The following is a 13,604-nucleotide window of genomic DNA, read 5'->3' as shown; positions in this document are numbered from 1 at the left end:
GTTGGCCCATGTCGGAAAGATACTTAATTTTATCTAATCATTAAATTGGAAGAGTACTAGCCTACCAATCAGATTTCAAAATCGTTGAGTGAACGGAGGTAAATATGTATGATGTATGATATAGGGTGTATGTATTTTCGTCATGGATACATCATATAGCCTATATCATACATCACCCTACGTCCACATCATACTCAAAATACCGACGAGCATAATGAGTTTGCAGAGGCTACTGAGGTAGCCGAACTCGCGTCGGGTATCGGCTAGGGCAAGTCGGTAAACTAGCCAGGCGATTGGGATGAGGAGGAGTAGGAAAATGAGAATCAGTCGACTATTATGAAGCGAACCGGCAATTAGGAAAAGGGTAACGACAAATACGCCTACTAAAACATAAAGCAGGTATTTGGTTCGGCGAAGCCCCCAGATAATAGGTATTGTACGACAACCGAAACGGGCATCGCCCCGAATGTCCTGCATGTCTTTGATGATCTCCCGAATTAAGGAAATGCCAAAGGAGAACAGGGCGTACATAAGTACCATATTGGCATTTTGTCGGTAATAAATCGCTAAAACAAGCAGCGAAAGCGACGATAGCAGCGAAATGACAACATTGCCGATGAGCGGCTGTCGTTTGAAATTAGCCGAATAAAACCACAATAACGACACGGCAACGACATCGATCAAAAAGACCCATTTGCTCAGATAAAGGCCAATCAGGCAGCCGATTACATTTAACCCTTGATGAATGCCGATGGCTACTCGACGTTTGAGGTATCGGCCAATGATGACTCGCTGAGGCTTGTTAATCAGATCGATTTTTACATCAAAATAATCGTTTATGATATAGCCTGCTGCAGCAATACAAACTGTCGAGAAAGAAAGAAGCCAGAAGCCATTGTCGGTTAACAAGCGAAGACTGTCCTCGCGTGGGCCTACTAAAAATAAACGAGCCAGTAACTGCGTCAGCACAACAATCAGCAGATTCTGCACCCGAATGAGCCGCAGAAAGCCGGATATAAACGCTGAGAAAGGAACTGACTGCCGCGCAACCATTGGGGGATTTTTTAGTAAAAATAGTGGATTCAGCGCAGTAAGTCTATGTAACAATTCGAGCAACCTGCCTTATTTTATCCAAGGCACTTAATCCTGTGTGTTCGGGATTCTTTTTGCTAGTATTTGTTGTTCAGAGACAAACTCGTTCTCTCACGCATGAAAATTGGCATTGTGTGCTACCCGACTTTTGGGGGCAGTGGTGTAGTGGCTACCGAACTCGGTAAAGGATTGGCAAAAAATGGTCACCAGATTCATTTCATTACCTATCAACAGCCGCCCCGACTCGATTTTTTCAACGAAAATGTCTTTTATCATGAAGTAAATATACCCTCGTACCCCCTCTTTCAGTACGCGCCCTACGAGTCGGCCCTGGCCAGTGCAATGGTTAATGTGGTAATTAACGAAAACGTTGATTTACTGCATGTTCACTACGCCATCCCCCACGCATCGGCTGCGTATATGGCCAAAATGATTTTACGTTCGCAGGGGCGAAATGTGCCCATTGTGACTACACTGCATGGTACCGATATTACGCTGGTAGGTAAAGATGCCTCATATGAGCCGGTTGTTACGTTTAGTATTAATGAGTCGGATGGTGTTACGGCCGTTTCTGAAAATCTACGGCAGGATACCTACAAGCATTTTAATGTTCATCGCGAAATTGAAGTGATTCCTAACTTCATTGATCTGAGTCGCTTCAAACGCCAGCAGAAGGAGCATTTCAAAAAAGCCATTTGCCCTAATGGCGAAAAGTTGATTGTACATACATCAAACTTTCGGCGGGTAAAACGGATTGATGATGCTGTGATGGCCTTTTATCATATTCAACAGCAAACACCAGCTAAACTCCTGCTGGTAGGCGATGGCCCCGAACGAGCTCGGATTGAACGACTCGTGCGCGATCTGGGTATCTATGATCAGGTGCGGTTTCTGGGAAAATTAGACGCGGTTGAGGAAGTGCTGTCGGTGGCTGATTTGTTTATTATGCCTTCCGAGAACGAGAGTTTCGGTCTGGCTGCTCTCGAAGCCTTGGCCTGCGAAGTGCCTCTGATTACCTCCAATGCGGGTGGACTGCCCGAATTGAACATTCAGGGCGTTACGGGTTTCCTGAGTCCGGTTGGCGATGTGGACGATATGGTCAAAAACGCGCTCTATGTACTGGATGATGCCAATCTGCCCACATTCAAAGAAAATGCGCTGGCAAGGGCTAAAGAATTTGAGCTATCGCGTATCTTGCCCCTCTACGAAGCTCATTACGAGCGCGTATTACAGACAGCTCATTCGCTGGTGTCTTGAGCTAAACCTAACAAATATCAGTCGTTGATGTTACAATTGTCAGTTTGTTGCAAGTAGCTTTTGCCGACTTTTGTGTGGTCAGAGGCTCATCACCAAAAATGCACACCGTCTGTCAATGATCGATCATCAACAGTCTGGTGTAAATCATATAGTTGAATGAACCCAAACATACCTCAAACCGACCGTAAGCGCGTAGTCATTGTTGGTGCTGGTTTTGGTGGCCTGAAACTGGCCCGTAAGCTATCTCATCGAAAGGAGTTCCAGGTAGTTCTGATCAATAAACAGAATTATCATGAATTTCAACCGCTTTATTATCAGGTTGCGACAGCTGGTTTAGAAGCAAACTCGATTCTGTTTCCGTTGCGTGCGGTGTTTGGTAATTGCAAAAACGTACATATCCGTGTGACCAATGTCACGGGAATTCGGACGGCCGACAAGGCTATTGATACGGAGCTGGGGCCAATTACGTACGATTATTTAGTGATGGCGACCGGGGCCGACACTAATTTTTTCAACCAGCAGAACATTATCGAGAAAGCCCTGCCAATGAAATCGGTAGCGGAGGCCATTGCGTTGCGAAACCGGATGCTTCAGAATTTCGAGGATGCGTTAAGTGTCGAAACGCTTGATGAGCGGGAAGGCTTGATGGATGTGGTTGTTGTGGGTGGCGGTCCAACGGGTGTGGAGTTGTGTGGAACGCTGGCCGAAATGCGTAAGACCGTTTTGCCAAAGGATTACCCTGAGCTTGATTTCAAGATGATGGATATTTACCTCATTGAGTCGGGCGCCGAATTGCTAGGGCCAATGTCGGTACAATCGCAGGAGCATTCGTTGAAATACTTACAAGGCCTGGGCGTTCACGTACGACTGAATACCCGTGTGAAGGATTTCGACGGACGGACAGTTACCATGAACGACGGGACAACGCTACGAACCAACAACCTGATCTGGGCGGCTGGGGTGAAAGCCAATCCACTGGCTGGCTTACCCACCGAGGTTATCGGACGGGGTGGGCGTGTGCTGGTCAATCGTTATAGTCAGGTTCAGGGCTTTACCGATGTATTCGCCATTGGTGATGTGGCAATGATGGCTGAAGAAAAATGGCCGAACGGTCACCCACAGATAGCGCAACCTGCTATTCAGCAGGGGCGACATCTGGCTAAGAACTTCATCCATTGGGTTCGAAACGAGCAACCCGAGGAATTTACGTACCATGATTTAGGAACAATGGCAACCATTGGCCGAGGCTTAGCTGTAGTTGATCTGCCATTTTTCAAATTTCAGGGATTTTTTGCCTGGCTTACGTGGTTATTCGTACACTTAATGTCAATTGTTGGCGTAAAAAATAGACTAGCCATCTTCCTGAACTGGATGTTTAACTACCTGACATACAATAACTCACTACGCCTGATTATACGACCAAAACTACCCAAAGGCGACGTGACAGCTATGCAGGAAAAACTTGCGGATCAGTTAGAGGTTAGCAAGTCGTAATTAAAATATAGTAAATAGAGTTTACTATATTGACCTTATGAATTTATTTTCATTGTAATTTTGCACTGTTAATTGAGTACAACTTATGGAATCTACTACTGAAAAGCTGCAAACCATGGCTGGTCACGGTAAAACCCGGCCTAAAAATAGCGGCACCAAAAAATTATTTGATAATCCCATTTTAGAAGCGCTATCGCGCACCCACATTATGGTTCCGATCTCGATGTGGATTGTCTTATCCGTGTTTTTGGGCTGGTATGCGTATACCTATACCGATATGAGCAATACCACCATTGGGCTGTTGTTTATGGTAGGGCTATTTTCGTTTACACTATTTGAATACATTCTTCACCGGTATCTCTACCATTTAACACCATCAACACCCCAGCGGGCCAAAATTCAGTACACCTTCCACGGCATTCACCACGAATACCCAAAAGATAAAACCCGGTTGGCTATGCCTCCAGCGCTGGCTATTTTCGTAGCCGCTTTTTTCTTTGGGTTGTTCTTTTTGCTGATGGGCGAAGCTGCTTATGCGTTCTTCCCTGGCTTCCTGGTAGGTTATTCGGGTTATCTGGCCACGCACTTTATTGTACATGCGTACGCACCACCTAAGAATTTCTTCAAACAGCTTTGGATTAACCATAGCGTTCACCACTACAAAAACCCAGAAAGCAACTACGGTGTATCGTCGCCGATGTGGGATTACATTTTTGGGTCGTTCCAGAAGTAATAGAAGCTAGTTTTAGCTATATAAAAAGCCCGCTGAGATTGATTTCAGTGGGCTTTTTGTGTATATGCCCGCCACCTTTTACCAAATCTATCTGCTTTGCAGGTGAATGTTTAATAGTATATCCAATCTTACTTCCTTAAGATCATGGGTTTAGGCGCAATGGTCTCCTAGGTGAAGAGGCTACTTCAGCGACGATAGGTTATTCGTTTATGTAATTTTAGGACAAGAGGTAGAAAAATATATACTTTTAGTAGTCGGGGTAGCTATGTTTGTAGTTTCTTAGTGTGTAATGGCAAGCCCTAATAAAACGAATGTACTGGATGCAGACTTATGGAATGCCTTTCGTGGGGGCGATGAGGTCGCCTTTGGGCAAATCGCCCAGCGTTTCTATAAAAGCCTGTTTAGTTATGGCGTTAAGTTTTCCAAAGACCGGGAGTTTGTCAAAGATTGCCTTCAGGATTTATTTATGGAACTCTGGTATAAACGCGAAACCCTGGGCGATACTGAGTTCGTAAAGTTTTATCTACTGAAGTCGTTACGGCGTAAGATTTATAAAGAAAGCCTGAAGCACCAGTGGCTTACCTCGGAAGATGAACTCGATTTTGACGCCGACGATTTGGGGGAATTATCCATCGAACAGCAAATTATTGACGGGGAAACACATGCCATTCAGCTTCAACAGCTTACCCATCACCTGACTTCACTGACTAAGCGACAGCAGGAAATCATTTACCTGAAGTTTTACGAAAACCTCGATAATGAGTCGATTGCGCAGGTTATGTCTATCACCAGGCAGGCCGTTGCGAATTTGTTATACCGTACTCTTCAGGAACTGAAAAGCCGATTTTAGATCTCACCTTCCACGTATTTAAAAAATAATTGATTTTTTTTGATTATTCCGGACAGAAGGTCGCCTATGTATAGATAGAAGCCTTTTGTTCTCATGAATCCATACGCTGATTATTGCCTCGAAGACTTTGTGCTGGATGCTCGATTCCAACGCTGGGTTCGCTATCAGGAATCTGAAGAGGTTTTCTTCTGGACCAGCTTCATACAGCAGAATCCGCAGCAGGAGTCCGATATTCAGCATGCTCAGGCTTTGCTCCGTAGCGTGTACCGGCGGTACGAAAGCCGGTTGAGCGAGTCCGAAATCCAGGATGAAATTCAGAAACTAGTAGCTAAAGCCCGTGCCAGCAAGGAAGAGCCGATTAGCACGCATTTGGATCAAGACGAATCTTCTGACGTAAAAATCATTCCGCTAACCAGCCGCTTGACCTGGCTCATGCGTGCTGCTGTTGTTGTTCTGGCTTTAGGAATCGGTTGGTGCCTTTGGCCAGCCCGAACACCCGGTAGCGCCTACGATCAGCGCATTGCAGGGCAATCACTCATCGAAAAAAAGAACCAGACAACGGCCAAGCAAACGGTGTTTCTGGCCGATGGAAGCCGGGTTATCCTAAATCCGAACGCCCGAATCAGCTATCCGGCTCAGTTCGCAGCCGACCGACGACAAATCTATTTGTCAGGAACGGCTTTTTTTGAGGTGACGAAAGATACGAAGCGGCCTTTTTTAGTTTACGCTAATGAGCTCATAACGAAAGTGCTAGGTACGAGTTTTTTGATTCGGGCAACTGACAGAGCTACCCAAACAACAATTGAGGTAAAGGAAGGACGGGTGTCGGTTATCGAAACAACGGATAGAAAAGCCAGTCAAGTAGAAACCAGCCGGGAGTTAACTGGGCTGATTGTAACAACCAATCAGAAAGTAATTTTTGAGAGAGACCAGGACCGAATGGTTAAAACTCTTCGCGACAATCCGGAAATCGTTACATCTCCTGGAAATGTCCCTACGTTCCAGTTTACCAATACCCCTGTTTCTGATGTACTGACCGAGTTGAAACGGGCCTATCAAGTTGATATTCTGTTCGACAAAGACGTACTGAGTCATTGTCCACTAACAGCGACGCTTACGGATCAGTCGCTTTACGAAAAACTTACTGTTATCTGCGAAGCCATCGGCGCCCGGTACGATGTACTGGATGGTCAAATCGTTATCGACAGTAAAGGATGTAATTAACGTTAACCAACCATGCACATGCCTATCGCTTAAACCCGCCTTTACCTCAACAAAAAGGGGCATCAGTGGTTCCAGCACCGTTGCCCCCGTTTTCTCCCCCTCTCTTTATTGATCGTTCGAACATCTTCCACAAAGATGACGGGGTTTGCTGTATCAAAATTTTCACCTTAACACACAGTCAAAAGAATGAAAAATCGGCTATACTTCCAAATAGTCCTTACCCTTATGCGTCTTACGCTCACTCAAATTTTTGTTCTTGCTGCGTTTGTGAGCGGAGCTTATGCCACCGATGGCAAAGCGCAGGAGTTGCTGCAACAACGGGTTACGTTCCATTCCCAGAAACATACTGTTGAAACCATATTACCCTTACTCGAAAAACAGGTAACCGCACGTTTTGTCTTCAGTGCCAAACTCATCCAGTCGGATCGAAAAGTAAGTGTGCATGCTGAACAGCAGCCACTGGAAAAGGTTCTTAATGAGGTACTAACGCCCTTAGAGTTAAGCTATCGGGTTTCAGGTAAACTTATTATTATCACCCCCGCTCCGAAACCAACGCCCGCCCCAGGCGACGAAAAAAAAGAGGCTCCCAAGGCAACCTATAAACTCTCAGGACGCGTGGTCGATGCCAAAGGAGAAGCCTTGATTGGGGCTACGGTATTGCTGGATTATCAGAACATGGGCCAGGTGACCGATCCAACTGGTACGTTTACATTCAACAACATTCCAGAGGGCGTTTATACACTCACGTTGAGTAGTATTGGGTTTGTTACACTTCGGAAAGAGGTGGCTGTAGGGGCTAACGATGTACAGTTAACGCTGGTCATGCAGGAAGATAACCTACAACTGGAACAGGTTATTGTTACCTCCAGTGGTTCGCCCAAAAAGAAAATTGAGTCGAGTGTGGCCGTGTCGACAATCAATGCCAAACAGCTCAGTCAGCGCCCACCACTTAACAGCACCGACATGCTCAAAGCTATTCCGGGTCTCTCGCCCGAAGCCAGTGGGGGCGATGGCCCGGGGAGCGTGCGGGTGCGAGGTCTGCCGGGTGGCGGCTATGTATTTATGGGCGTGATGGAAGACGGGCTACCGGTCTTACCAACCGGATTCAGTAGCATTCCGTCGGCCGATCAGTATTATAAAATTGACCTGACTGTTAAGACCGTAGAAGCGGTTCGGGGCGGACATGCGGCTATTTTGCTGGCCAATACACCGGGTGCATTGATCAACGTCATTTCCAATACGGGTACCGATAAATTAGCCGGAAAAGTAAAACTAACCCGTGGCCTATCGCAAAATGCTACCCGCGTAGATTTTAACGTAGGTGGCCCGTTGGCTCCTAAGCTGAAATTCAATGTAGGTGGTTTTTATCGGGCTGACGATGGCATACGCCCCCCCTCATACCGGGCCAATGACGGCGGCCAGTTGAAAGCCAATCTCACTTATCAATTTGCGCCGAACAGCTATGTACGAGTGTATGGTAAATACCTGAATGATAAAACCTCCTGGCTAGTACCGGCTTATTACAGTTACGATGGGTCAGGGTTAGGCAAAGCATTGCCCACGTTTGATTTATTGACCCAGACATTGGCTACCCGTGATACTCAGGTGAGTGTAAAGGCACCCAATGGTATTACCTATAACTACGATCTATCCGACGGATTTCATACTAAATCGCTGGCGGGTGGGGTTGAGTTTAAGCATACAACCCAAAACGAATGGATCATCAAGAACAATCTCCGTTACCAGCAAACGGACGGCAGTTTTAATGGAACCCTCGTAACAGCGGCAGCGGCCTACCGAAGTGATGTTAACTACTATTACCAGAACGGACAACAGCTTGTAAATCCAACGGGCTATTACACCGGTCAATCCCTCTCGGCCACAACCAATGCCGACAAGCAGTTTTCGGATAACCTCGATATTACCAAACAGGTTAAAAACCACTCTCTTTCCTTTGGCGCAGGGATTCATACGTATGATATCGACATGCTAACGATTGGAGCCGCCTTCAATACTGAAATTGTTGACAAACCGCGTGTGCTGCTCGTCAATACCAACCAGGGGAATGGCTTTAGTAGCGTGAACATTTCAGGCTATCGGAAAGGAACGACGACAACTACATCGGCCTGGGCATCTGACGAAATTAACTGGGCACGGTGGACGGTGGATCTGGGGCTGCGGATGGATCAGTTCCACATCAAAGGGCAACGCTTGCAAAATGTAGCTCCCTATACGAATTACACACCCTTCGATGAAAGCAACACATACGGTACCTTTTCATTAGGGCTGAATTACAAAATTAATGAGCAACACGCCCTGTTTGGCCGGGCAACCCGTACGTATAGCGCCCTTACGATTGGGGATTATGCCAATTTTAATTTTGATCCGTCAGGAGTTCGGAACCGGGGCGTTTTCATGGCCGAAGCGGGTTACAAGGTCAATACCGCGAAATTTTCATTGTTTAGTTCGCTGGTGTATGCAAGCCTTAACAACATTTCCTCCAGCATGCTGATTCCTGATACGAAAGGGTCGTTCATCACCATTCCCACGTTCGCATCGAGCCGTAACCTGAGCGCTGAAATCGAGGCTTCGTATACACCGAAACCCAATCTTAACTTCCGGTTTGTGGCGACATTCCAGGATAGCAAGTACACCAACTACGAAGTAACCGCGCCATCCACTGCACGCGCTGATCTGGCGGGCAAACCTTTCGTTTGGTCGGGTAATAAAGCTGAACGGATCCCGGATGCCCTGCTCGAACTATCGGGGACGTACACGTATAAAAAGATGGATTTCTTCGCCAGCCTGCGACACGTAGGAAAACGGTGGAGCTCACCCAGTAACGTGTATCGCCTGGGTGGGTATAATGAACTGTCTGTGGGGATTGATTACCGGGCTACGAAAGCAATTGGGTTGCGGGTTTGGGGCGATAACCTGCTCAACAGTCGGGGCCTGACAGAAGGTAACGTTCGAGGAGATCAGTTCCTGCAAAATGGCAATTTTGAGGCAGGCTCTTTGCAAATCGGCCGGATTATCTTGCCAAGGAGTTTCTGGGCCTCGCTTACCTATTCTTTTTAATTCTGCCAGGCATTACCTCTCGAAGGGGGGAATGACCTGATAGGATGGTTGATGAAAGCCAGCCAGGAATCGACTGGCTGGCTTTCATCAACCATTTATGACTCCAGATTCGATCTCAGTTCTGGAAATAGGTGTCAATTCCTAAGATTCACAACCTATTTAGTTCGCAAATCAACTCTTTCCAAAATTCTTCCAGAATTACCCTCCTAGCTTGCACCCGAATTTACTCATTAATTCATCCAACCGCTTATGTTTCGTTTTGGGTTTTTACTCCTGTTAATAACATCCTCCGTATTCGGGCAATCGACTAAAGGCGCTTCGGCCTCTACTTTACCAAGACCTAAACTGGTCGTTGGCGTCGTTGTCGATCAAATGCGCTATGACTACTGGTATCGCTATTACAATAAGTATACAGACGGAGGCTTTAAACGGCTTTTACGGGAGGGGTTCAACTGCCGCAATCACCATTATCACTATGCCTTAACCGTTACGGCGGCTGGCCATGCATCGGTGTATACGGGATCGATGCCCGCGCTGCATGGAATTGTTGGCAACGATTGGTACGATAAGCGATTGGGTAAAAACATGTATTGTGTTGGCGATAGCACGGTACAGACCGTTGGTACCACCAATGCCTCAGCCGGAAAAATGTCGCCGAGGAACTTACAGGTGAGCACCGTTACCGATCAGTTACGGATCGGCACCAACTATCAAGGCAAAACTATTGGGATTGCGGTCAAAGATCGCGGGGCCATTTTACCCGCTGGCCACACTGCAAATGGCGCTTATTGGTTTGATAGTAAAACCGGGAACTGGATTACCAGCACGTTTTACCGCCCTGACCTACCGCAATGGGTATCGGCCTATAATGATCGAAAACGTCCGGCCGAACTCATGAAACTTGGCTGGCAAACCCTGTTGCCTATTAACCAATACACCGAAAGTACGGCAGATGACAAATCGTATGAAGCAAAACTGGCGGGTGCCTCTAAGTCGGTGTTTCCGTATGAGCTGGCAGGCCGGGCGGGAGATGCATTTGGGATCATTGCCAGCACACCTCATGGCAATACGCTCACCAAAGAAATGGCGTTGGAAGCCCTAAAGAATGAGAATCTGGGCAAAGGCAATGCTACTGACTTTCTGGCGATTAGTTTTTCAACACCAGACTATGTAGGGCACGCATTCGGGCCTAATTCGGTGGAGGAAGAAGATATTTACTTACGGCTGGATCGGGATCTGGCGGAGCTATTAACCGCTTTCGATAACTCGGTTGGCAAAGGGAATTACCTGTTTTTTATCACAGCCGATCACGGAGTGATGGATGTCGTGGATTTATGGCAGGAAAATCACCTGCCTGCTGGCCGAATTAATATGAGTGCAATTAACACAATGATGAAAGCGACTCTTCAGGAAAAATTTGGAGATGGCGATTATATCCGGGCCTCGGAGAACTATCAGTTTTACCTGAATCATCAGACACTCCAAGCCAAGAAAATTACGGTTAATGATGTCTATCAGGCCTTACGGGAAGTGCTACCTAACGCCAATGGGATTGCCGATGTACTGAATTTGCATGAATTAGGCACCGCTAGTTTAAACGAGTACCAACTCACGTTATATAAAAATGGTACGCATACGAAGCGGAGCGGGGATATTCAACTGGTGATTGAACCGGGCTGGATGGCAGGCAGCATTACGGCCAGTCACGGTGGTCCTTATAACTATGATACGCATATTCCGCTCCTGTTCTATGGTTGGGGCGTCAAAGCGGGCGAAACGTTCTCCCGAACTACGGTTGCGGACACGGCCCCTACCGTATCTGCCCTGCTTAAAATCCTCGAGCCCAGTGGCAATGTTGGGAAAATAATCGAGCCTATGATGAAATAAATCGCGGGTTTCAACTCTCGACTTCCCTTCTGAATGGTGCGTCATGATCGACGTTGAGCCGGCTCCGCTTCTAACTAATTTCATAACGTCGATTAGTTGTTCACAAATGAAACAACCAAATCTGGAATAGCGGAGCCTAATCGGTTGCTTCTCTTATTGGCAAAGCCATAAAGGGGGACTACTTCAACTTCTCATTCGTCAGATGACGGGTTGCATCCCGGATATTTTTCTTAGCCAGATTCTTCTGAAAAGCTTCGGTCAAATCGACGCCGGTTTGATTGGCCAGGCAAATGAGTACCCAAAGCACATCGGCTAATTCGTCGCCGAGGTCTTTGCTTTTGTCGGATTCTTTTTCGGACTGCTCACCGTAGCGCCGGGCGATGATACGGGCCACTTCGCCCACTTCCTCGGTTAGTTGAGCCATGTTCGTTAGCTCATTGAAGTAACGGACACCAACAGTTTTTATCCACTCATCGACGGTGGATTGGGCGTCGCGTAGGGTTAATTCGGTTTCGGGTTTCATGTTCCAAGTCTTCGAGTTCAAACCTACTAGTGCTTTGGCAAACTAGATTCTAGGGGATTCTATAGATTCTTTTGGTCCTATTGTACTGATAATCAAAGACGATAGAATCCAAAGAATCGATAGAAACTAAATTGGAAGAGTACTAGTTTAGGTCCAGAAATCAGGGTATACCTGACACACTGAACCTGAAACGTTGAACTTGATCTTATTTTTCCGGTACAAACGTAAGTGTGCTGAACTGACTTTCATCGAAAACATCCTGCGCGAGTCCCTGAAGCTGTTCGGCTGTTACGGATTTGATATCGTTAAAAATATCGCTCAGCGATTCCACCCGATTAATATCGAGCAGGCTTTTGGCCATCATTAGCATAAAACTGTTGTTGCTTTCTTCGGCCATGGCCAGCTGCCCAATCAGTTGTTCTTTTGTCTGATGCAGTTGCAGAGTCGTCAAGGACTGTTCGCGAAGCCGTTTCATCTCTTTCATGACCAGCGAATGGGCCTTGTCTACTTTTTTGGGATCGGTGCCAAAATAAATTCCCAGAAAACCAGTATCCAGATAAGGCGTGTAGCTGGCGTCAATCGAATAGACCAGGCCGTACTTTTCCCGGAGGTTAAGATTCAATCGAGAATTCATGCCTGGACCACCTAGTAAGTTGACGAGCATGAAAAAGGGAAGCCGACGCGGGTCTGTTAGGCCATAAGCAGGCCGACCAAGTGCACATTGTGCCTGTGTAATAGGCCGTTCAACCCGTGTTTGGCGGGGTGAATAGTCGGTTGGTTTTTTGCGTTTCCGTGCAGAATGTTGAGCGGGTACATCCCGAAAGTATTTTTCAGCAACTTTCACGACTTGTTTAAATGGCAATTTGCTCACAGACGCAAATACGATCCGGCTGGTGTCGTAATTCTCGGCAATGAATTGCTGAAGATCTTCTCGCCGAAAGGCTTCAACCGTTTCCGTAGTTCCCAGAATATTACCCCCCAACGCGTGATTTGGGAAGACCAATTCATCGAAATCGTCCTGAATAGCGTCTTCGGGCGAGTCGTAATACATCGCCATTTCTTCCAGAATAACACCCCGTTCTCGCTCGATCTGCTTTTCGGGGAATACCGAGTGGAAGGTAATATCGGCCAGTAATTCAGCTGCTTTCTCAAAGTGAACGCCTAAAACAGACGCGTGAAAACACACTTTTTCTTTAGTTGTGTAGGCATTTAATTCACCGCCGATGTTTTCTAGCCGTGTGATAATGTGGTACGACTTTCGTTTCTCCGTACCTTTGAACGCCATATGCTCCCAGAAATGGGCTAATCCCTGCTGGTGTGGTTGTTCGTCGCGACTGCCGATGTCAAGCATAATACCACAGTGGGCAATTTGCGTATGCGGCATTTGTTTATGCGCAATCCGAATTCCATTGGGCAGGGTATAAACTTCGTAATCTTCCATTCTTAGTAATTTACGCAGTCGTAAC

Annotated in this window: 10 protein-coding genes; 7 read left to right on the top strand and 3 right to left on the bottom strand. The window is 46.7% G+C overall.

Annotation, left to right across the window (positions count from 1 at the left end; genetic code table 11):
• Nucleotides 1-177: 177 nt before the first annotated feature.
• Nucleotides 178-1,053, bottom strand: coding sequence for a geranylgeranylglycerol-phosphate geranylgeranyltransferase (locus ACYVGR_RS06250; protein ID WP_460954666.1), 876 nt, complete (start codon nt 1,051-1,053; stop codon nt 178-180).
• 156 nt (nt 1,054-1,209) lie between these two features.
• Between ACYVGR_RS06250 and bshA the strand changes: the two genes are divergently transcribed.
• The 7 genes from bshA (at nt 1,210) to pafA (ending at nt 11,615) form a co-directional block, all read left to right on the top strand.
• Nucleotides 1,210-2,349, top strand: a complete 1,140-nt coding sequence (gene bshA, locus ACYVGR_RS06245) for an N-acetyl-alpha-D-glucosaminyl L-malate synthase BshA (protein WP_460954664.1) — start codon at nt 1,210-1,212, stop codon at nt 2,347-2,349.
• Between the two features lie 156 nt (nt 2,350-2,505).
• On the top strand, nt 2,506-3,843 hold the full coding sequence (locus ACYVGR_RS06240) for an NAD(P)/FAD-dependent oxidoreductase (protein WP_460954662.1): 1,338 nt from the start codon (nt 2,506-2,508) through the stop codon (nt 3,841-3,843).
• Between the two features lie 85 nt (nt 3,844-3,928).
• Nucleotides 3,929-4,576 (top strand): sterol desaturase family protein, encoded by a 648-nt coding sequence (locus ACYVGR_RS06235; protein WP_460954660.1) that lies wholly within the window; start codon nt 3,929-3,931, stop codon nt 4,574-4,576.
• Between the two features lie 289 nt (nt 4,577-4,865).
• A complete protein-coding gene (locus ACYVGR_RS06230) occupies nt 4,866-5,426 on the top strand; it encodes an RNA polymerase sigma factor (protein WP_460954658.1) in 561 nt (186 codons plus the stop codon).
• A gap of 93 nt (nt 5,427-5,519) precedes the next feature.
• Entirely contained in the window at nt 5,520-6,650 is a 1,131-nt protein-coding gene (locus ACYVGR_RS06225; protein ID WP_460954656.1) for a FecR family protein, read from the top strand.
• A gap of 225 nt (nt 6,651-6,875) precedes the next feature.
• Nucleotides 6,876-9,728: a TonB-dependent receptor domain-containing protein gene (locus tag ACYVGR_RS06220; protein WP_460954654.1), complete on the top strand. Its 2,853-nt coding sequence runs from the start codon at nt 6,876-6,878 to the stop codon at nt 9,726-9,728.
• A gap of 249 nt (nt 9,729-9,977) precedes the next feature.
• Nucleotides 9,978-11,615, top strand: coding sequence for an alkaline phosphatase PafA (gene pafA, locus ACYVGR_RS06215; RefSeq protein ID WP_460954652.1), 1,638 nt, complete (start codon nt 9,978-9,980; stop codon nt 11,613-11,615).
• Between the two features lie 178 nt (nt 11,616-11,793).
• Here pafA and ACYVGR_RS06210 read toward each other — a convergent pair whose 3' ends face one another.
• On the bottom strand, nt 11,794-12,138 hold the full coding sequence (locus tag ACYVGR_RS06210; RefSeq protein ID WP_460954650.1) for a nucleotide pyrophosphohydrolase: 345 nt from the start codon (nt 12,136-12,138) through the stop codon (nt 11,794-11,796).
• A gap of 205 nt (nt 12,139-12,343) precedes the next feature.
• Nucleotides 12,344-13,579: a M16 family metallopeptidase gene (locus tag ACYVGR_RS06205; protein WP_460954648.1), complete on the bottom strand. Its 1,236-nt coding sequence runs from the start codon at nt 13,577-13,579 to the stop codon at nt 12,344-12,346.
• Between the last annotated feature and the right edge of the window lie 25 nt (nt 13,580-13,604).

It is taken from the genome of Spirosoma litoris (assembly GCF_054776755.1).
Note: the sequence above shows the minus strand (reverse complement) of the source record. Positions and strands in the feature narration are given on the sequence as shown.